Here is a 20,227-nt window from a genome sequence, read left to right on the forward strand (position 1 = left end):
CTTGATCGTCGAGGCCCAGCTGCCGATGTAGAAGCCACTGGGGTCGGCGTAGTCGATGCCGCCCTGCAGCGCCGGCTTCAGGCGGGTCTGGCTGATGCCGCGGTAGCGGTACTCGCTGACCACGCCGACGTTGAACGACAGCGGATCGACCGGTGCGGCGCCCTCCTCGGCAAAGGCCGGAACGGCCGCTGCAAGGACCAGCAAGGACAGGAGAGTTTTCATCATGATGGAAGGTAGAAGGGGTCGCGGGTTCAGGCCAGGCCCAGCGCGACGAGGATGAGGTCGATGGCCTTGATGCCGATGAAGGGGACGACGACGCCGCCCAGGCCGTAGACCAGCAGGTTGCGGCGCAACAGGGCGGCGGCGCCGATGGCGCGGTAGCGCACGCCCTTCAGCGCCAGCGGGATCAGCGCGACGATGATCAGCGCGTTGAAGATGACCGCGGACAGAATGGCCGAGGCCGGGCTCTCCAGCCGCATCACGTTCAGCGCCGACAGCTGCGGGTAGGTCGACACGAAGGCCGCCGGCAGCACGGCGAAGTACTTGGCCAGATCGTTGGCGATGGAGAAGGTCGTCAGCGAGCCGCGCGTCATCAGCATCTGCTTGCCGGTCTCCACCACCTCGATGAGCTTGGTGGGGTTGCTGTCGAGGTCCACCATGTTGCCGGCCTCCTTGGCGGCCTGCGTGCCGGTGTTCATCGCCACGGCGACGTCGGCCTGGGCCAGGGCCGGCGCGTCGTTGGTGCCGTCGCCGGTCATGGCCACCAGCCGCCCCTGGGCCTGGTGCTCGCGGATCAGCGTCAGCTTGGCCTCGGGGGTGGCCTCGGCGAGGAAGTCGTCCACGCCGGCCTCGGCCGCAATGGCCGCGGCCGTCAGCCGGTTGTCGCCGGTGATCATGATCGTCTTGATGCCCATGCGGCGCAGTTGCGCGAAGCGCTCCCTGATGTCGGGCTTGACGATGTCCTTCAGCTCCACGATCCCCAGCACATGGGCGCCGTCGGCCACCACCAGCGGCGTGCTGCCGCGGCGCGCGGCCTCGTCCACGACGGCCTGCACGCTGGCGGGCCAGCGGCCACCCAGCGCCTCGACATGGCTGCGCACGGCGCTGCCGGCGCCCTTGCGGATCTGGCGCGCGCCCAGGTCAACGCCGCTCATGCGGGTCTGGGCCGTGAAGGGAACGAACAGCCCGGCCTCCGCGGCCGCGGCGCTGGCACCAAACTTGCGCTCCGCCAGCGCCACGATGCTGCGTCCCTCGGGCGTCTCGTCGGCCAGCGAGGCCAGGCGGGCGGCCTCGGCGAGCCGGGCCTCGCTGGCGCCGTCCACGGGCCAGAAGGCGTCGGCCTGGCGGTTGCCGAGTGTGATGGTGCCGGTCTTGTCCAGCAGCAGCACATCCACGTCGCCCGCGGCCTCGACTGCGCGGCCCGAGGTGGCGATGACGTTGGCCTGCAGCATGCGGCTCATGCCCGCCACGCCCACGGCCGACAGCAGGCCGGCAATGGTCGTGGGGATCAGGCATACCAGCAGCGCCACCAGCACCACGATGCCGACCGGCTGGCCGGCGCCCGCGACGGCCACGCTGAACTGAGAGAACGGCAGCAGCGTGGCGCAGACGCCCAGGAAGACCAGCGTCAGCGCGACAAGCAGGATGGTCAGCGCGATCTCGTTGGGCGTGCGCTTGCGCTGAGCGCTCTCCACCATCGCGATCATGCGGTCGACGAAGGTCTCGCCGGGGTTGACAGCGACGCGGGCGATGACCCAGTCCGACAGTACGCGCGTGCCGCCCGTCAGCGCTGAGAAGTCGCCGCCGCTTTCCCGGATGACGGGTGCCGATTCGCCGGTGATGGCGCTCTCGTCCACGGAGGCCACGCCTTCGACGACCTCCGCATCGGCGGGGACGACGTCGTGGGCGTCGATGAGGATGACCTCGCCCTTGCGCAGCGTGCCGGCCTCGCGCGGGTGCCATTTGAGGCCGTAGCGCCCGCTGCCGGGCTTCCACTCGTCGATAACCTTGGCCCAGGTTTCCTTCTTCAGACCGCGCAGCGCCGCCGCCTGGGCCTTGCTGCGGCCCTCGGCCAGCGCCTCGGCGAAGTTGGCGAACAGGACCGTGAACCAGAGCCAGACCGTCACCGCGACGACGAAACCGTCCGGCCGGGCGACGGACAACGCCGTCGTCAGCAAACTGCCCAGATAGACGACGAACATGACCGGATTGCGCAACTGCGTGCGCGGGTCCAGCTTGCGGAAGGCGTCGACCAGCGCGGCGCGGGTCAGCGCCGGGTCGAACAGGGAGAAGCCCTTTCGGGTTGAAGTTTCGCGACTCATGCGCCCCCCCACAGGATCAGATGCTCGACGACGGGGCCCAAGGCCAGCGCCGGCACGTAGTTCAGAAGACCGACCAGCAGCACGGCACCGATCAGCAGCACGACGAAGAGCGGGCCATGCGTGGGCAGCGTGCCTTCGCCGACCGCCAGACGCTTCCTGGCCGCGAGCGAGCCGGCCATGGCCAGCACCGGCACGATGACGCCGAAGCGGCCTATCCACATCACCAGGCCCAGCAGCAGGTTGTAGAAGGGCGTATTCGCCGACAGGCCCGCGAAGGCGCTGCCGTTGTTGTTGGCGGCGGACGAGAACGCGTACAGCACCTCGCTGAAGCCATGCGCGCCAGGCGCCGCGATGCCTGCCCTGCCCGGCTCCATGACGACCGCGACGGCGGTGCCGACCAGCACGGCCAGCGGTGTCAGCAGGATGGCCAGCGACACCATCTTCATCTCATGGGCCTCGATCTTCTTGCCCATGTACTCCGGCGTGCGGCCGATCATCAGGCCGGCCACGAAGACGGACAGGATGGCGAAGACCAGCATGCCGTACAGGCCCGCGCCGACGCCGCCGAAGACCACCTCGCCCAGCTGAATCATGACCAGGGGCACGGCGCCGCCCAGCGGCGTGAAGCTGTCGTGCATCGCGTTGACCGCGCCGCAGCTGGCCGACGTCGTGATGACGGCGAACAGCGACGAGGCGTCGATGCCGAAGCGCACCTCCTTGCCTTCCATGTTGCCGCCGGACTGCGTCACCGTGGCTGCCTGGTCGACACCCAGCGCCGCCAGGCGCGGGTTGCCGGCCTGCTCGGCGCCGGTCGCGACAACGACGGCGACGACGAACATCGCCGTCATCGCGCCCAGCAGCGCCCAGCCCTGGCGCAGGTCGCCCACCTGGCGTCCCATCACGAAGCACAGCGCCGCCGGGATCAGGAAGATGGACAGCATCTGCAGCGCGTTGGTCGCCGCCGTCGGGTTTTCGAACGGATGGGCCGAGTTGGCGTTGAAGAAGCCACCGCCATTGGTGCCCAGCATCTTGATGGCGAGCTGGGAGGCGACCGGGCCGAGCGCGATGCTCTGGCTGCGGCCGGACTTGTCTTCCAGCACCGGCTGGCCGTCAGCCCCCTTGAGCGGCTGGCCCGCCGCGTCCAGCCTGGGCTCCTGCCAACTCTGGGTCTCAAGGGTCGTCACCTCCTGATAGGGCTTGAACGTCTGCACGACGCCCAGGCCAGTCAGCAGCAGCGCGAAGACCAGGGACAGCGGCAGCAGAACCCACAGCGTCGCGCGGGTCAGGTCGGCCCAGACGTTGCCGATGGCCTGGCTCGAATGGCGCGCGAAGCCACGCACCAGGGCCACGGCAACGACGATGCCGGTCGCCGCGGACAGGAAGTTCTGTACCGTCAGCGCCAGCATCTGCGTCAGGTAGCTCATCGTCGACTCGCCACCATAGCCTTGCCAGTTCGTGTTGGTCACGAAGCTGACCGCGGTGTTGAAGGCCGAGTCCGGCGCGACCGGGCCCATGCCCTGCGGGTTCAGCGGCAGCCACTGCTGCACGCGCTGCAGCGCATAGACGGCCAGCACGCCCAGCGCGTTGAAGATCAGCAGGCCCAGTACATAGCGAAGCCAACCCTGCTCGGCATCGGCATTGACGCCAGCCAGCCTCAGCAGCCCGCGCTCGGCGCGGCGCAGCCATTCGATGCGGCCCTCCATGGCCGCATAGATCCAGCGCGCCAGCGGCCAGGCCAGCGCGAACAGCACGACCAGGAACATGACCAGTTGAATCCACGCGGAGGTCTTCATGTCAGGTCCTCCGGAAACAGCAAGGCCCAGAACAGGTAGACCACGAGGAAGGCCACCAGCCCGGCCGCGATCCATTCAAGAATGCTCATGAGCGACCTCCATTGCGTTGGCCGCGCAGGCGCTCGCAGCCCCAGGCGGCCAGCGCCGTGATGACGGCGAGCGCAACGCCCAGGCCCAGAAATACGATGTCCATGACACCCTCCTTTGTTGAGAGGAATTCTGTAAAGCGGGGCGTCAAATCGCTAACAAGAACAGGGCCGTCCGCATCAAGATCTCATCAAGATGCATGAGGCGGCCGCATGCAGCGGCGCATTTGCACGCTGCAGGCCTGCCGAGACGACTCGACAGCGCGCTCCCTCCGTCACTGACGACGGAATTGAGCGCAAGGCCGCGGGCGGGGGAACTCCGCTGCCTGGCCACTGCCGACCGGAGCGGCAGGAGTAGAAAAGCCCCCGGCTCTCTCGAGCCGGGGGCTTTTCATATCAAGGATTCAGTAGAGCCGGGACTCTGAATACGCTGTCAGACGTAGGCGAACTTGAAGAGGAAGATCGCAGCGATGATCCACACCATCGGGTGCGCCTCGCGCCACCTTCCGGTGAAGAGCTTCAACACGGCATAGGTGATGAAGCCGAAGGCCAGGCCGTTGGCGATCGAGTAGGTCAGCGGCATCGCCAGCGACGTCACCGCGGCGGGGACGACCTCCGTCGTCTCGTCCCAGTCCAGCTCGGTCAGCTCGCGCAGCATCAGGCAGGCCACGTAGAGCAGCGCGGGTGCCGTCGCGTAGGCAGGCACCGCGCCGGCCAGCGGCGCGATGAAGAGGCAGGCCAGGAACAGCACGGCGACCGTCACGGCCGTCAGCCCGGTGCGCCCGCCCGCCTGAACGCCGGAAGCGCTCTCGATGTAGGCGGTCGTGCTGGAGGTGCCCAGCAGCGAGCCGGCGAAGATCGCGCCGCTGTCGGCAAGCAGCGCCTTGTTCATGCGGTCTACCTTGCCTTCGACCAGCAGGCCGGCGCGCTTGGCGACCGCCATCAGCGTGCCCGTCGCGTCGAAGAGCTCGACCAGGAAGAACACCAGGATGATGTTGAACACCCCCACGCCAAGCGCCCCCCGGATGTCGAGTTGCATGAACGTGGGTGCGATCGAGGGCGGCATGTCGAAGATGCCGGAGAACTGGTTGCCCGAGAAGAAGAAGGACAGCACCGTCACTTCCAGGATGCCGATCAGGATGGCGCCGCGCACCTTCAGGCAGTCCAGCACGACGATGGTGAAGAAGCCGATCACGGCCAGCACCACCGAGGGCTTGTGCAGGTCGCCCAAGGTCACATAGGTTGCCTGCGAGGCCGCGACGATGCCGGCGCTCTTGAGCGCGATGATGGCCAGGAACATGCCGATGCCCACCGTGATGCCGATGCGCAGCGAATGCGGGATGCCACGGATGATCAACTCGCGCAGCCGGAACAGGGTCACGGCCAGGAACAGGCAGCCCGAGATGAAGACCGCGCCCAGCGCAACCTGCCATTTGAAGCCCATGCCCAGCACGACGACGTAGGCGAAGTAGGCATTGAGCCCCATGCCGGGCGCCGTCGCGACGGGAAAGTTGGCGTACAGGCCCATGATGAGGGTGCCGAGCGCCGCGATCAGGCAGGTGGCGACGAAGACCGCGCCCTTGGGCATGCCCGCATCACCCAGGATCGTCGGGTTGACGAAGATGATGTAGGCCATCGTCAGGAATGTGGTCAGGCCGGCCAGCACTTCGGTGCGCACGCTGGTGCCGTGCGCCTGGAGCTTGAAGAAGCGCTCCAGCCACGAAGGCGCTGTGGTTGGTATGGCCGCTGATCCAGCGGTCGGGTTCGGGGTCTGCATGTTGTCTCCTGCTTCGCTCGTCAAGGGTGTGCCCGGTGGTGTCGCGTCTGCGCGCGATCATGGCGGGGCGGGGTGGTGGTTGCCGGGTTGTCGTCACTCCCGGCGGTATCTCGGTATGCCGGCCACGTAGGCCGCCTGCAGCAGGCGCTCGTCACCCAGGGTCATCCAGGCGAAGAGCTTCTCGTGCAGATCCTGCGCGAGGCCGATGCGGTGCTGCATCAAGGGCGTGGTGGCCCAGTCCCAGACCGCGACATCGGCCTGGCAGCCGCTGTCGAAGCTGCCGATCTCGTGTGCCAGGCCCAGCGCGCGCGCCGCGCCGCGGGTCGCGCCGTACAACGCCTTGTAGGCGGTGAGCTTGACCCCGCGCATGGCCTGCACCTTGTAGGCATCGGCCAGCGTGCGGATCATCGACAGGCTGGTGCCGCCGCCGACGTCGGTCGCGAGCGTGACATGTGCCCCCTGCCCCTCCGCACCCAGCCAGTCGAACAGGCCGCTGCCGAGGAAGAGGTTGGAGCTGGGGCTGTGCGCGATCTGCGCGCCGGTCTCGCGCAGCAGCACGCGATCCAGGTCGTCGAGCCAGATGCCGTGGGCCAGCACGGCGCGCTCGTTGAGCAGGCCGTGGCGGTGGTAAACGTCGAGATAGCTGCGCGCCTGCGGGAAAAGCTCGGCCACCCAGCGAACCTCGTCGCGGTTCTCCGCCACATGGGTCTGCATGTAGGTGCCGGGGTAGGCCTTGAGCAGCGCGGCCGCCATGTGCATCTGGGCCGAGGTGCTGGTGGGCGCGAAGCGCACGGTCAGCGCATAGGCCAGCCGCCCGCGCCCGTGCCAGCGCTGCACGAGGTCGACGCAGTCGCGTTCGGCCTGCGCCACGTCGTCGCGCAACCCGTCGGGGGCGTGGCGGTCCATCAGGATCTTGCCGGCGATGAGGCGCATGCCGCGCCGCTCGGCGCCGGCGAACAGCGCTTCGGCCGAGACCTTGTGCACCGTCGGGAAGACCACTGCCGAAGTGGTGCCATGGGCCAGCAACGCATCCAGGAAGCGCTCCGCGCCGGCCGTGGCGACCTCCGGGTCGGCATAGCGCCGCTCGGCCGGGAAGGTATAGGTGTTCAGCCACTCCAGCAGCTCGGTGCCGTAGGAGGCGATCACGTCGAGCTGGGGGCTGTGCACGTGCGTGTCGACGAAGCCGGGCATGAGCAGGCGGCCGCGGTGGTCGATGCGCTCCCAGCTGGCGTCGGGCGCGTCGGCCTGGACACCGGCAATGCGCCCGTCCTCGACCAGCAGCCAGTGGTCCGGACGATAGCGCACGCCCTGCGCCCCCGCCGGGGCGGCGAAGCCGGGATCGGCGGTGAAGTCGAGCAGGTCACCGCGTAGGGCGTGGCGCTGGCGAATTGTCATGTAGGTCGGATTCAACGTTTGCTGAGGGATTGCGCCACTTCACGCACCTGCTCGCGCAGCCAGCGACCGGCGGCGGAATGGTGGTTCAGCTCGTGCCAGAGCTGGTAGTAGTTGAGCGCGGGAAAGCTCACCGGACAGCGCACGATGCGCAGCGGCAGCTGGCCGATGTAGCGGTTGCAGAACTGGCGCCCGGTGGTCAGCACCAGCCGCGAACGCGCCACCATCAGGGGCACCTGCCCGAAATGGGGGCAGCGAACGGCGATGCTGCGCGACAGGCCGAGCCCGAGCAGGTGCTCGTCGATGACGCCCCGTGCGCCGGGGTGCAGCGGCGTCGGCGCAATATGCTCGCTTTGCAGGTAGCGCTCGGCGGTCCACCAGCGCGGGCTGCGCACGGCGGGATGGTCCTCCGCCACCAGGCAGACCACCTCGTCGGTCAGCAACCGGCCCAGGTGCAATTCGCCCGGAGGCTCCAGCCAGTTGCCGATCACCAGGTCGACCTCGGCGCGGGCCAGGCTGCGGCGGTAGTCGTACTCGCCCGACAGCGGCAGGACCTCCAGCTTGACGCCAGGCGCCGTGGTCTTGATCTGCGCCACCAGCTCGGGCAGGAACAGGGGGTCGAGGTAGTCGCTTGCCGCGACGCGGAACATGATCGTGCTGTGCGCCGCGTCGAAGTCCATGCCCTTGGCGCGCGAGCCGAACATCAGCTGCGCGCTGCGCAGCAGCTCGGTGGCGGGCTCGAGCAGCTCCAGGGCGACGTCGGTGGGCGCCATGCCCTGGCCGGAGCGCACCAGCAGCGGGTCACCGATCAGGGAACGCAGGCGCTTCAACTGGGCACTGACGGCCGGCTGGCTGGTCTGCAGCCGCAGGGCGGCGCGAGAGACACTGCGTTCGGAGATCACGGTGTGAAAGACCCTGACGAGATACAACTCAATCTTGTCGAAAACGGCACGCTCTGACATACGTTTACATTGATGTTTGATATGCGCGATTGAATATATCCATTTGCCGGCGAGCAGGTAACTTTCGTCCATCACCTGACTCGCAAAGCTCCCATGGACTCGCAAACCCGGCCCATCCGCTTCTATCACCACGACCGCGGCGAGATCGTCAACGTGGACGGTGTGGCGCCCACCCGCACGGTGCTCAACTGGCTGCGCGAGGACGCGCGCTGCACCGGCACCAAGGAGGGCTGCAACGAGGGCGACTGCGGGGCCTGCACCGTGATCGTGGCCGAGCTGGCCGAGCATGCGCGGCAGATCGGCACCCCCTCGGCGCAGGCCACCATCGTCGGCGAGCTCTCGCTGCGCACGGTCAACGCCTGCATCCAGTTCCTGCCCACGCTGGACGGCAAGGCGCTGCTGACCGTCGAAGACCTGCAGCGCATCGGCGGCGGCGCGCCCCACCCCGTGCAGCAGGCGCTGGTGGAATGCCACGCTTCGCAATGCGGCTTCTGTACCCCGGGCTTCGCGATGTCCCTGACCGCCACCTATGAGCGCCACTGCGAGGCCGGCACGCGGCCCACTCGGCAGCAACTGGCCGACGATCTCTCCGGCAACCTGTGCCGCTGCACCGGCTACCGCCCCATCCTCGACGCCGGGGAGCGCATGTTTGAGCTGCCGAGATCGGGACTCGCGAGGCTGGACACCAAGCCCGTCGTGAAGGCGTTGCGCGAACTGCAGCTCGCCGATGCCCTCGCCTACACGGGGCCCAATCAGGCCGCACCGACGGAGGCCGGCCCGCGCCGCGACCGCTACTGGGCGCCGCGCCGTCTCGACGACTTCGCCGCCCTGCGCGAGCAGCACCCGCAGGCGCGCCTGCTGGCGGGCTGCACCGACATCGGCCTGTGGTCGAACAAGCAGTTCCGCGACCTCGGCGACCTGCTCTACATCGGCGACGTCGACGAACTCAAGCGCATCGAGCGCCGGGAGGACGGCGTCATGCGCATCGGGGCTGCCGCGCCGCTCGAAGATGCCTGGAGTGCCCTGACAGCCGAGATGCCCGCGCTGCAGGACATGTGGCTGCGCTTTGCGTCGCCTCCGGTGCGCAATGCCGGCACCCTGGGCGGCAGCATCGCCAACGGCTCGCCCATCGGCGACAGCGCACCGGTGCTGATGGCGCTTGGCGCGAGCATCGTGCTGCGCCAGGGCCAGAGCCAGCGCAGGCTGCTGCTCGATGACTTCTACCTGGATTACATGAAGAACGCCATGCAACCCGGCGAGTTCATCGAGGCATTGGAGGTGCCCCTGCCGACGCCGGACACCCGGGTACGCGCATACAAGCTCTCCAAGCGCTTCGATTGCGACATCTCGGCCGTCGCCGCGGGCCTCGCCCTCTCGCTCGATGGCGACACCGTGACGGCGGCGCGCTTCGCCTTCGGCGGCATGGCCGCCACCGTCAAGCGAGCGGCCGGCGCGGAGGCCGCGGTGCTCGGCCAACCCTGGAACGGGGCCACGCTCGAGGCCGCGGTGGCCGCCCTGGCGCAGGACTTCAAGCCGCTCACCGACATGCGCGCCAGCGCAGGGTACCGGCTGCGCAGCGCCGGCAACCTGCTGCGGCGCTTCTGGCTCGAGACCCGCCGCGACGCGCCGCTCGCCCCCGAGCAGACCAGCGTGTGGAGCGCGATGCCCCACGTCACCAGCGCCACCTGAGCCCCCGGAGCCCCCGATGAACAAGCAAGTCGAAGCCTTTCTGCCCCAGCCCGGACAGGCGCCTGCCGACCTCCGGCACCACGCACGCATCGACGGCGAAGCCGAGGCGCGGCGCCAGCGCGAGGGCTTGCGCGTGGGCATCAGCCGCCCGCACGAGTCGGCCCACCTGCACGTGGCCGGCGCGGCCGCTTACATCGACGACATGCCCGAGCTGGCCGGCACGCTGCATGCCGCGCTCGGCCTGTCGCCGGTGGCCCATGGCCGCATCAAGGCCCTCGCCGTCGAGCAGATCCGCGCCCTCCCCGGCGTCGTGGCCGTGCTGACGGCGGCCGATATCCCGGGCATCAACGACTGCGGGCCCATCGTCCACGATGACCCCATCCTTGCCGACGGCGAGGTGCACTACCTCGGCCAGCCGGTCTTCGCCGTCATCGCGACCGATCGGGAACTGGCCCGCCGCGCCGCCGCGCAGGCCAGGCAGGTGCTGGACATCGAGCCGCTGCCCGCCCTGCTGACGCCGCAGGCCGCGCATGCGGCGCAGAGCTATGTGCTGCCGCCGATGCACATGCGGCGCGGCGACGCCAGGCGGGCCATCGCCAGCGCGCCGCATCGTCTCAAGGGCCGGCTCAGCGTCGGCGGCCAGGAACAGTTCTACCTCGAAGGCCAGATCTCCTACGCAATCCCCACCGAGAACGACGGCATGCGCGTGCATTGCTCGACGCAGCACCCGAGCGAGATGCAGCATGTGGTGGCCCATGCGCTGGGCCTGCACGCCCACCACGTGCATGTGGAGTGCCGCCGCATGGGCGGCGGCTTCGGGGGCAAGGAATCGCAGTCGGCGCTGTTCGCCAGCGTGGCCGCCATCGCCGCAAAGCGGCTCGGCCGCCCGGTCAAGCTGCGCCTGGACCGCGACGACGACTTCATGATCACCGGCCGCCGCCACGGCTTCGAGTACGAGTACGAGGTGGGCTACGACGACGAGGGCCGCCTGCTCGGTGCCGAGATCGACATGCTGTCCAACGCCGGCTTCTCGGCCGACCTGTCCGGCCCGGTGATGACACGGGCGCTGTGCCACTTCGACAACGCCTACTGGCTGCCCGACGTGGCCATCCACGGCTACAGCGCACGCACCAACACACAGAGCAACACGGCCTTCCGCGGCTTCGGCGGGCCGCAGGGCGCCATCGCGGCCGAGGTGATCCTCGACTCCGTCGCGCGGGCCCTGGGCCGGGATGCGCTGGACGTGCGGCGCGCCAATTTCTACGGCGTGGGTGAACGCAATGTCACGCCCTACGGCCAGCAGGTGGACGACAACGTGATCCACGGCCTGGTCGACGAGCTCGCCACCGAGGCCCGCTATGCCGCGCGCCGCCAGGAGGTCGCGGCCTTCAACGCCACCAGCCCGGTGCTGAAGAAGGGCCTGGCACTGACACCGCTGAAGTTCGGCATCTCGTTCAACGTGGCGCATTTCAACCAGGCAGGCGCCCTGGTGCATGTCTACAGCGACGGCTCCATGCTCGTGAATCATGGCGGCACCGAGATGGGCCAGGGCCTGAACACCAAGGTCGCGCAGGTGGTCGCGCACGAGCTGGGGGTCAGCTTCGACACGGTGCGCGTGACCGCCACCGACACGCAGAAGGTCGCCAACACCTCCGCCACCGCTGCCTCCACCGGGACCGACCTCAACGGCAAGGCAGCCCAGGACGCCGCGCGCCGGGTGCGTGAGCGCCTGGCCGCGTTTGCAGCGCAGCGCCACGGCGGCGAGGCCAGGGAGGTGCGGTTCGCCAACGACATGGTGACGGTGAATGGCCGGCAGATCCCCTTCCCCGAGCTCGTGCGCGCAGCCTACGAGGCCCGCGTGCAGCTGTGGTCCGACGGCTTCTACGCCACGCCGGGCCTGCACTGGGACCGCGAGAAGCTGCAGGGCCGGCCCTTCTTCTACTTCGCCTACGGTGCCGCGCTGAGCGAGGTGGTCGTGGACACGCTGACCGGCGAATGGAAGCTGCTGCGCGCCGACGTGCTGCACGACGTTGGTCGTTCGCTGAACCCGGCGGTGGACATCGGCCAGATCGAGGGCGGCTTCATCCAGGGCATGGGCTGGCTCACGATGGAAGAGCTGGTGTGGCATCCGCAGACCGGCCGGCTGATGACGCATGCCCCCAGCACCTACAAGATCCCGACGGCCAACGACTGCCCACCGGAGTTCAACGTGAGGCTGTTCGAGAACGACAACGTGGAAGACAGCATCCATCGCTCCAAGGCGGTGGGCGAGCCGCCGCTGCTGTTGCCGTTCTCGGTCTTCCTCGCGATTCGCGATGCGGTGTCGGCGGTAGGCGGACATCGTGTCGACCCGCCGCTGCGGGCGCCGGCGACCTGCGAGGCGATTCTGGATGCCATCGATGCGGTCACGCGAGGTGGTGCGTGACCCTGCGAGCCGCTGCCGCGCGCTGGCTGGCCGCAGGCCAGCCAGCCGTCGTCGTCGAGGTGAAGGCCACCAAGGGCTCGGCGCCACGCGAGACGGGCACACGCATGCTGGTGTCGGCCAATGAAGCCCTGGGCACCATAGGCGGCGGCCATCTCGAGTGGCTGGCCATCGACACGGCGCGCCGACTTCTGGCCCAGGGTGGCGGCGAGGCGGTCGAGCACCACTACCCGCTCGGCCCGGCCCTGGGTCAATGCTGCGGTGGCGCCGTCACGCTGCGCTACGCGAGCCTCGATGAACAAGGCCTGCAGAGCTGGCCGGCCGCAGCGTCGAGGTTCTTCCTGCAGCTCTACGGCGCAGGCCATGTCGGCCGCGCCATCGTGAAGCTGCTGGCAGGCATCGATTGCCGGGTGCAGTGGATCGACGAGCGCGAGAGCGAGTTTCCGCCGGAGGAGACCCTCCCGCCCCACATCGAGAAGGTCTGCGTCGAACCGGTCGAGGCCGAGGTTCGCATCGCGCCGCCGGACGCCTGCTACCTCGTCCTCACGCACAACCACGATCTCGACCTGCGCATCACCGAGGCCATCCTCAGGCGCGGGGATTTCCGCTATCTGGGTCTGATCGGCTCCAAGACCAAGCACGCACGCTTCCTGCACCGCTACGAGGCCCGCGGCATTCCCGCCGAGCTGCTGGGCCGCATCACCTGCCCGATCGGCCTGCCGGGCATCGACGGCAAGGAACCCGAGGTCATCGCCATCGCGGTGGTGGCCCAGCTGCTGCAGTTGCCCGCTGCTGCGCCGCGGGGTCACTGAGGATTCTTGGGGGCCGACCCTGGCTTGTTCCGCTTCCCCGCAGAGCAGGCAAGCGCTCGCAGCCCAGGTTGTCCACTACCTCATCCCATGGCACGTCAGCCACGCAACTTGCGGCGGTCAAATGCTTCTCAGGCTCTGAGGCGACTTCAATGAGCCGCGAGCGAGATGGCTTCCCGGGCAATCTGGACCATGGGCATGGCCAAGATCTGTCGATGGATCGACCTCTTGCGAGAGGCGGCCATCTGCTCGCTAAGCGTTGCCTTGGCCCGACTGAAATACCTTGCCGCCGCGGCGGCGGAACATAGACCTGCTTGTACGGCCAAGTTGGCCACCAACGCTCTTGCCTGCGCAGCGACATGGTCCTTGCGGACCGCCAAACCAGGTCCGGAGCGGAGCTTCAGCTTGACGATCACCCAGCGCTCCAGCAGTTGAAGGGCACCTTCAATTCCCCTGGAGTCGCTGGCCGCCACCAGCATCGCCGCTGCGCCCCTGACCTCACGGCACATTGCACCCGCTGGCCCAACCTTGCCCGTCGCAAGAGCCAATCCATGCGCCAACGCCCACTGCAGCGCTTCCGTCTCAGATGGCCGGTTGGCGAGCAACTTTCGAAGAGCGATGCGGGCATCCGAAGCAGATGCGCCAAACAGACCGTGCAGCGCCGCTGGATTAAATCCATGTAGCCGGCTTAGAGCTAGAGCAGCCCGCAATGCTGAATGCGCAAAGTGTGTCGGCGCTCGACACAATCTCATCGAAACCGGCCTCCACGCCAGCATGCGGACTTCGCTCCGGAAGTGCTCCTTGCCCTCGATGAGCCGGGCTCGATAGCGAGCTGCAAATACCGGCCCACGGATCGCATCGTGGTCGCGCACCCACCGGGCAATCACGTTGGCCACCCCATGCGCGAAGGCCGAAGGGGACTGCCCTCCCGACAGGTTGGTTAGTAGATGTATCTCGGACGGAGTAAGAAGGTAGTAGAGGAGCTTGCGGCCAGGTTGATTGTGAGCTTCGAGCAAGCGAGATCGGATCCGACTGACCAATGAGAAGTCGCCAAGCAGGTCGCGACCCCGCGCGCCTTGCCAGTAGACGTGCCAGGTTCCAAGACCTTCGCCGTGGTCGATGGGGTTGCCCATGTCTCCATGACGTTCTCCGGCGGCGTATTTCCCCACAGGTTTACCCGGATGGAAAGTCGCTCGTTCGGCTTCCTTTTATGCAGGACCCGGTGCAACTCGCATCATCGCGTCAGCATAGGACGACGATCAGTCAGCCTGGTAGTGCTGGCATCGAACAGCCCTTGCCCGCAGCTATTGCGGGCATGAGCCAAGCGTAGTTCGAGCCCGCCTCATCGCAAGCCGAACGATCACTACATCTCTACCTGGTTGACGCCATCGCCCCTCGAAACGCGCAGCACAAGCAACCACGCCGCTTTGCTCGGCGCGCCGATACCGAACGCCGCACTGCAAACGAAATCATCAGTGGATGCCGAGGTGCATCAATCGTATGTTTGGCCTGCCTGAGGCCGTGGCCAAGGGCAATCTCCCGTCAACTCAACCGGAAGGAAATCATCATGAATGACGCACCGCAACTTGAGATCATCGATCTGGGCGACGCCAAGGAGCAAACCAAGGGCGACCCCATTGGCGACTTCACCGAGGTGAGCGAAGTCTCGCCGCTCCGCCAAGTTCCCTGATCCGGCGAAGCAACTGCTGGGCGCGCAGCTACCACGCTGCGCGCCCAGCCTGAGGAGGCCGTTATGCCGCCCACTGAACTCCAACCCGACATGGCCCCGCTGTACCGCCTTGCAGACCATGTGTGCGCCTGCCGCGTCGACGAGCAAGTCGTACTGCTGGACCTGAAGAGAAACAAGTACATGGGCATTGGCGGCCCTCTACTCGGAGCCCTGGCGGATGCTGTTGTTGATTGGCCCACCCGGTCAGCCACCTCTCTACCAACAGCTCCAAGCCCTTGCCTTCACCAAGGCCTGCACACGCTGCTTGAGCAACGCATGCTGACGATTACGTCCGATGCAGGGGCGGGCCGAGCATCAATCGATGCCGCGCGAGCGAGCATGCTCCCCGACGTCTGCGGTCGCTCCGTCCTGTCCGAATCTCGTCATCTGCCAAGCCTGCTTCTGTCCGCTGCGGTCGCGGCGCACTGGCTCAGTCGTTGCAGCCTCGCAAACATACGCGTCCGCGTCATCCGGGAGCGGCAGGACTGCCACCGATCAAAGCAGTCACCTGAGGGAGACATGCTCCGCGCAGCGGTCGCGGCCTACACACACCTGCGCCCCTTCGTGCTCACCGCGCACGATCAGTGCCTGCATGACTCCCTCACCCTGATCCGCTTCCTGGCAAAGCAGGGAGTGTTTGCACGCTGGGTCATCGGCGTACGAACACGACCATTCGGCGCGCACTCATGGGTGCAGAGCGGAAACACGGTGCTGAACGACGTGCACGAGAACGTGCGCGCCTACACGCCGATCATGGTGGTTTGAGCGGCACAGACAACCATGTTCCGCTACATCGGCTTCAGTTGGGCGGCGGCCGACGCTGCCCAGTCGGACCTGGCTGAACGGCTGGACCAGGCATTGAGATCCCACAAGGACTGGGATCAGGCCTTCTGTACGACCGGACTACGCGTCTACACCGCCGGCACCTTGCATGGGATCAACGACGTTCACGCCCTGCCCTCGAACAGCGGCGTCGTCCTTGGCCGCCTATTCCGGCGCAGGGCCCTGGCGCCAGGCGACCAGGCCGAACTCACCCTGACCGAAGCAGAAGCGCAGCACATCGCGCAATCCGAAGGACGCGCCTTGATCGACCGGTTCTGGGGGCGATACGTGGCCTTCTTGCCAGCCAGCACAGGGGAAGGCCGTGTGCTTCGCGATCCCACCGGCGCCCTACCCTGCTTTCGCATGGAGGTCCAGGGGGCCGCCATCGTCCTCTCACGACTCGAAGACCTGCTCTCCCTATTGAACATCCCTTCTCCCCCCGTGAACTGGGACGCCGCCGCTGCGCATCTGCTGTTCGGCCGGCTCGATGGCCGCGAAACAACCTTGGAAGGCGTGACGCAGATGATCTCCGGCGAGCTCACCTCCATGAACGGTCACGGAAGTGGACCGCTTCGACTGTGGAGTGCCGCGGACTTCGCCCGCCGCCCCCTGATGGACTCGTCCGATGCAGCGCGCGTCTTGCGGGAGACTGCCGTTGACTGCGTGCAGGGGTGGGCGTCCAGCTACGACCCATTCGTGCTCCGACTCTCCGGAGGCGTGGACTCAGCCATCCTGCTGGGGTGCCTCGGCCTCCGAAGGACGCCGTCCAAGTTCGCCTGCCTGAACTACCACGCGCTAGGCACGGATAGCGACGAACGCCCGTATGCCCGACTTGCAGCACGACGCGCTGGCGCGACGCTCATCGAGAGAAGCCTCGACGACCAGTTCCGCCTTGAAGAGGTGCTGAACGTTACTCGCACGCCGCTCCCTGCAAACTATCTCGGCGGCATGGGGACCGCGCGCACGGACGCGGACGTCGCTGCGGCCCATCGAGCGAGCGCGATCTTCACGGGCGCAGGGGGCGACCAGTTGTTCTTCGAGTTCCGGCGCACCTGGCCCGCGGCTGACTACCTGAAGCTGCACGGGTTCGGCCTCGGCCTTCTGGAGGCTTCGCTGGATTCCGCCCGCCTGGGAAAGGTCTCCTTCTGGAAGGCTTTCCGCCTGGCGGTCACCGACCAGGCGTTTCGTGGCGGCCCGGCCAACGGCGCTGATCGCTTCTCGACACTGATGCGAAGCCAAGCCAGGGAGGCGGCCGCGAGGACCGCAGAAAGGTTTTCTCACCCGTCCCGGCTGGACGCGTCAGACCTGCCTATCGGCAAGTTCCATCAGCTTGGCATGCTCATCAGTCCCTTCGAGTACTACAACCACTACCTGTGCGGCGCATCGCCCGAGCTGGTCCATCCGCTCATGTCACAGCCACTTCTGGAACTCTGCCTGGCCATCCCGACATACGTCCTGACCCAAGGTGGCAGAGGCCGCGCCCTGGCGCGCATGGCCTTCGCAGACTACCTGCCAGTCGAGATCTCAACCAGGCGCTCCAAAGGCGGCATGGACATGTACGCAACAGCAATCCTGCAGCGGAACCTGCCGTTCGCCCGTGAACTGCTGCTGGATGGGCTTCTTGCCCGGCAAGGGCTCCTGGATCGGCCGCGCGTGGAAGCAGCACTGACCGACCGGCCCTCGTCGGCCGCCACGTACATCAGCGAGATCCACGCCTGCATCGCCACAGAGGCCTGGCTGCAGCGCATGGCTGCGCCAGTGGTGCGGCGCCCCGCCTGACTGGACGGCTTCATGCCGCGCTTCCAGACACTGCGCGCCGCGCTGCGCCTGCTCAGCGAGGAGCTAGACCGAGAAACCCTGGTTCACATCGGTGGCACGCTGATGCTCGTCGCAGCCAGCGGCACCGGGGCCATGCCATGCCACCCACATCGAAAGGGTGGCGCGTCTTGCAACTACCGCAGGTGCTACAACGCCCTAACCTTGGCCGGTCAAGCCGTGTACTCCACGGGCAAATGGCGCGACCTGTTGCGCAACAGGCCCAACAAGGCGCCCGTCGTTCACCAATCGAGACCACCTCCAGCGTCTTGGCCACCCATGCGAGGGGACTTCGGCTTCTGCAGCGACAGCTGCAGACTGATCAGCGCTCCCGAGAGCCGCAATCAGCGGCCTCCAAGCTTTCGCACCTTTTCCGCACAGGCAAAAACAAAGGGGCTAGCGTCACCGCTAACCCCTTGTTTTCCTACCGAATTTGGTAGGCGCGATTGGATTCGAACCAACGACCCCCACCATGTCAAGGTGGTGCTCTAACCAACTGAGCTACGCGCCTGAAGAGCTTCGCACTATAGCATGGTTTTTGGGGTCCTGGCCAGAGTTCACTTCCGGCGCGCAGAACGCACGCCGGAGATGGCGCACAGCTCGCGCAGGACCTTGGTCAATCGGGACGCGTCCGACAGCTCCAGCGTGAAGCTCATCCAGGCCGTGTCGCCGCCGCCCGCCCTGGGCCTGGCGGCGCCGGGCTTCAACGACTGCGTGTTGACGGCGACGACGTTCATCTTCTCCTTCGCGAACACCTCGAGCACGTCACGCAGCAGGCCCTGGCGGTCGCCGGCCTCAACGAGCACGTCGACCGGGTAGACCGGCGCGCCCTTGCCCGCGACCTCACCGCCACCCCATTCGACGGCGATGACGCGCTCCGGCGAGCGGCGCTTCATCTCGGCCAGGTTGCTGCAGTCGCTGCGGTGGATGGCCACGCCGCGGCCGCGCGTGACGAAGCCCTGGATGGCGTCCGGCGGCGCGGGGCGGCAGCAGCGCGACAGCGTCGTCAGCAGCGAGTCGATGCCCACCACCAGCACGCCGCCCCGGCCGCCGCTGGCGTCGCTGCTGGCGCTGCGCGTGTGCCTCTGCGCCAGCAGTTCATCCTCGTCGGCGACCGGTTCGGGCGGACGCAGCAGCAGCTCGATGTTGCGCAGCGAGTACTCATCCTTGCCGACCACCTCGAACAGCGCATCGGCCCCCTTGAAGCCCAGCCGAGCAGCCAGCTCGTCGAGCTTCAATGCCGTCTTGCCCTCGCGCTGCAGCAGCTTCTCGACCAGCTCGCGGCCCTTGGCGATGGTCTGCGTCTGCTGCAGGGCGTTGAACCAGGCCCGCACCTTGGCGCGCGAACGCTGGCTCTGCAGATAGCCCAGTTCGGGGTTGAGCCAGTCCAGCGACGGCCCGCCCTCCTTGGTCGCGATGATCTCCACCGTCTGGCCGCTGTGCAGCGGCGTGTTCAGCGGCAGCATCTGGCCGTCGATGCGGGCACCACGGCAGCGGTGGCCGAGGTCGGTGTGCACCGCGTAGGCGAAGTCCACCGGCGTCGCGCCGGCCGCCAGCTCGACGATGGTGGCCTGCGGCGTGAAGACGTAGATGCGGTCGCTGAACCCGTCCCCGGCCGGCCCGCCTTCGGCGGTGTCGCGCTCCCAGGCCAGCAACTGGTTCAGCACGGCCTTGCGGGCCTGCGCCACCTGGGCCTCGAACTCGCCCGCCGCGCTGACGCCGGCATAGCCCCGCGCGCCCGCCTCCTTGTAGGCCCAATGCGCCGCCACGCCATGCTCGGCATGCTCGTGCATCTCGCGGGTGCGGATCTGCACCTCCATCGCCCGACCGTCGGCGCCCAGCACGACGGTGTGCAGCGACTGGTAGCCGTTGGGCTTGGGCTTGGCGATGTAATCGTCGAACTCGCCGGGCACCGGCGTGTAGAGCTCGTGCAGCCGCGCCAGCACGGCATAGCAGTCGGCCACGCTGGCGACGATGACGCGCAGCGCGCGCAGGTCGAAGACGCGGTCCAGCGACAAGTCCTTGCCCTGCATCTTCTTGTGGATGCTGTAGAGGTGCTTGGGCCGCCCCTGCACCTCGGCGGCAATGCCCTGGGCGTAGAGGTCGGCCTGCAGCGCCGCGCGCGCGGCCTCGATGCGCTGCTCGCGCTCGACGCGGGTCTCGAGCAAGGCCTTGGCCAGCGCCCGATAGGCCGCGGGCTCGCGAAAGCGGAAGGCCAGGTCCTCCAGCTCCCACTTGATCTGCCAGATCCCCAGGCGGTTGGCCAGCGGCGCGAACACGGCCTGGGATTCGTCAGCCAGCTCCGGCGGGCACGGCTGCTTGGCCGCCGCGTACCAGCGCAGCGACTGCAGCCGCGAGGCCAGGCGCAGCAGCACCACGCGCAGGTCGCGCGAGAAGGCCAGCAGCATCTTGCGCACGCGCTCGGGCTGCTGGGCCCGCTGCTCGTCCCCGACCTGCGCCTCGCGCGCATTGCGCTGGATGCGCACCAGCTTGCGCGTGAGTTCGACCAGGCTGGCGTACGAGGGCCCGAAGGCCTTTTCCACCACCTCGGCCGGTCGCTGCAGGCCATCGCCGGCATAGACCAGGAACGCGGCGGCCTGCATCGCCGGC

At 67.7% G+C, this 20,227-nt stretch carries 14 protein-coding genes and 1 tRNA gene; 6 read left to right on the top strand and 9 right to left on the bottom strand.

The window, feature by feature from the left end:
* The 6 genes from JOY88_RS05475 to JOY88_RS05500 form a co-directional block, all read right to left on the bottom strand.
* The coding region (locus JOY88_RS05475) for a TorF family putative porin (RefSeq protein WP_293501035.1) at nt 1–225 on the bottom strand (225 nt) is incomplete at its 3' end.
* A gap of 26 nt (nt 226–251) precedes the next feature.
* Complete coding sequence (gene kdpB, locus JOY88_RS05480) at nt 252–2,321, bottom strand: potassium-transporting ATPase subunit KdpB (protein WP_293501037.1); 2,070 nt, start codon at nt 2,319–2,321, stop codon at nt 252–254.
* Nucleotides 2,318–4,114, bottom strand: coding sequence for a potassium-transporting ATPase subunit KdpA (gene kdpA / locus JOY88_RS05485; protein WP_293501039.1), 1,797 nt, complete (start codon nt 4,112–4,114; stop codon nt 2,318–2,320). Before kdpA ends, kdpB begins: the two co-directional genes overlap by 4 nt.
* Before the next feature lie 519 nt (nt 4,115–4,633).
* Entirely contained in the window at nt 4,634–5,977 is a 1,344-nt protein-coding gene (locus JOY88_RS05490; protein ID WP_293501041.1) for an NCS2 family permease, read from the bottom strand.
* Nucleotides 5,978–6,070: 93 nt separating this feature from the next.
* Complete coding sequence (gene guaD / locus JOY88_RS05495) at nt 6,071–7,372, bottom strand: guanine deaminase (RefSeq protein WP_293501043.1); 1,302 nt, start codon at nt 7,370–7,372, stop codon at nt 6,071–6,073.
* 11 nt (nt 7,373–7,383) lie between these two features.
* On the bottom strand, nt 7,384–8,331 hold the full coding sequence (locus JOY88_RS05500; protein ID WP_293501061.1) for a LysR family transcriptional regulator: 948 nt from the start codon (nt 8,329–8,331) through the stop codon (nt 7,384–7,386).
* A 93-nt stretch (nt 8,332–8,424) separates the two neighbouring features.
* Between JOY88_RS05500 and xdhA the strand changes: the two genes are divergently transcribed.
* From xdhA to xdhC, 3 genes are read left to right on the top strand one after another with little or no spacing between them, the layout of a single operon-like run.
* A complete protein-coding gene (gene xdhA / locus JOY88_RS05505) occupies nt 8,425–10,020 on the top strand; it encodes a xanthine dehydrogenase small subunit (protein WP_293501045.1) in 1,596 nt (531 codons plus the stop codon).
* 16 nt (nt 10,021–10,036) lie between these two features.
* Nucleotides 10,037–12,445, top strand: a complete 2,409-nt coding sequence (gene xdhB / locus JOY88_RS05510; protein ID WP_293501047.1) for a xanthine dehydrogenase molybdopterin binding subunit — start codon at nt 10,037–10,039, stop codon at nt 12,443–12,445.
* Nucleotides 12,442–13,254 (top strand): xanthine dehydrogenase accessory protein XdhC, encoded by an 813-nt coding sequence (gene xdhC, locus JOY88_RS05515; protein WP_293501049.1) that lies wholly within the window; start codon nt 12,442–12,444, stop codon nt 13,252–13,254. Before xdhB ends, xdhC begins: the two co-directional genes overlap by 4 nt.
* A gap of 146 nt (nt 13,255–13,400) precedes the next feature.
* Here xdhC and JOY88_RS05520 read toward each other — a convergent pair whose 3' ends face one another.
* Nucleotides 13,401–14,384 (bottom strand): hypothetical protein, encoded by a 984-nt coding sequence (locus tag JOY88_RS05520; protein WP_293501051.1) that lies wholly within the window; start codon nt 14,382–14,384, stop codon nt 13,401–13,403.
* A 434-nt stretch (nt 14,385–14,818) separates the two neighbouring features.
* Between JOY88_RS05520 and JOY88_RS05525 the strand changes: the two genes are divergently transcribed.
* The 3 genes from JOY88_RS05525 (at nt 14,819) to JOY88_RS05535 (ending at nt 17,581) form a co-directional block, all read left to right on the top strand.
* Complete coding sequence (locus JOY88_RS05525; protein ID WP_293501053.1) at nt 14,819–14,941, top strand: hypothetical protein; 123 nt, start codon at nt 14,819–14,821, stop codon at nt 14,939–14,941.
* Between the two features lie 63 nt (nt 14,942–15,004).
* Nucleotides 15,005–15,745: a lasso peptide biosynthesis B2 protein gene (locus JOY88_RS05530; RefSeq protein WP_293501055.1), complete on the top strand. Its 741-nt coding sequence runs from the start codon at nt 15,005–15,007 to the stop codon at nt 15,743–15,745.
* 15 nt (nt 15,746–15,760) lie between these two features.
* Complete coding sequence (locus JOY88_RS05535; RefSeq protein ID WP_293501057.1) at nt 15,761–17,581, top strand: asparagine synthase-related protein; 1,821 nt, start codon at nt 15,761–15,763, stop codon at nt 17,579–17,581.
* A 470-nt stretch (nt 17,582–18,051) separates the two neighbouring features.
* Here JOY88_RS05535 and JOY88_RS05540 read toward each other — a convergent pair.
* Nucleotides 18,052–18,128, bottom strand: a tRNA-Val gene (locus JOY88_RS05540).
* Nucleotides 18,129–18,174: 46 nt separating this feature from the next.
* Nucleotides 18,175–20,227: RelA/SpoT family protein (locus JOY88_RS05545; RefSeq protein ID WP_293501059.1), on the bottom strand; the 2,053-nt coding region annotated here is incomplete at its 5' end.

This window comes from Roseateles sp. (genome assembly GCF_019237615.1).
Taxonomy (GTDB): domain Bacteria; phylum Pseudomonadota; class Gammaproteobacteria; order Burkholderiales; family Burkholderiaceae_C; genus Pelomonas.

Excerpts from the sequence above, each read along its gene's own strand:
- kdpA (WP_293501039.1), bottom strand. The coding sequence starts at position 4,114 with ATGAAGACCTCCGCGTGGATTCAACTGGTCATGTTCCTGGTCGTGCTG.
- kdpB (WP_293501037.1), bottom strand. The coding sequence starts at position 2,321 with ATGAGTCGCGAAACTTCAACCCGAAAGGGCTTCTCCCTGTTCGACCCG.
- JOY88_RS05535 (WP_293501057.1), top strand. The coding sequence starts at position 15,761 with ATGTTCCGCTACATCGGCTTCAGTTGGGCGGCGGCCGACGCTGCCCAG.
- xdhA (WP_293501045.1), top strand. The coding sequence starts at position 8,425 with ATGGACTCGCAAACCCGGCCCATCCGCTTCTATCACCACGACCGCGGC.
- guaD (WP_293501043.1), bottom strand. The coding sequence starts at position 7,372 with ATGACAATTCGCCAGCGCCACGCCCTACGCGGTGACCTGCTCGACTTC.
- JOY88_RS05490 (WP_293501041.1), bottom strand. The coding sequence starts at position 5,977 with ATGCAGACCCCGAACCCGACCGCTGGATCAGCGGCCATACCAACCACA.
- JOY88_RS05520 (WP_293501051.1), bottom strand. The coding sequence starts at position 14,384 with ATGGGCAACCCCATCGACCACGGCGAAGGTCTTGGAACCTGGCACGTC.
- JOY88_RS05525 (WP_293501053.1), top strand. The coding sequence starts at position 14,819 with ATGAATGACGCACCGCAACTTGAGATCATCGATCTGGGCGACGCCAAG.
- JOY88_RS05500 (WP_293501061.1), bottom strand. The coding sequence starts at position 8,331 with ATGTCAGAGCGTGCCGTTTTCGACAAGATTGAGTTGTATCTCGTCAGG.
- JOY88_RS05530 (WP_293501055.1), top strand. The coding sequence starts at position 15,005 with ATGCCGCCCACTGAACTCCAACCCGACATGGCCCCGCTGTACCGCCTT.
- xdhB (WP_293501047.1), top strand. The coding sequence starts at position 10,037 with ATGAACAAGCAAGTCGAAGCCTTTCTGCCCCAGCCCGGACAGGCGCCT.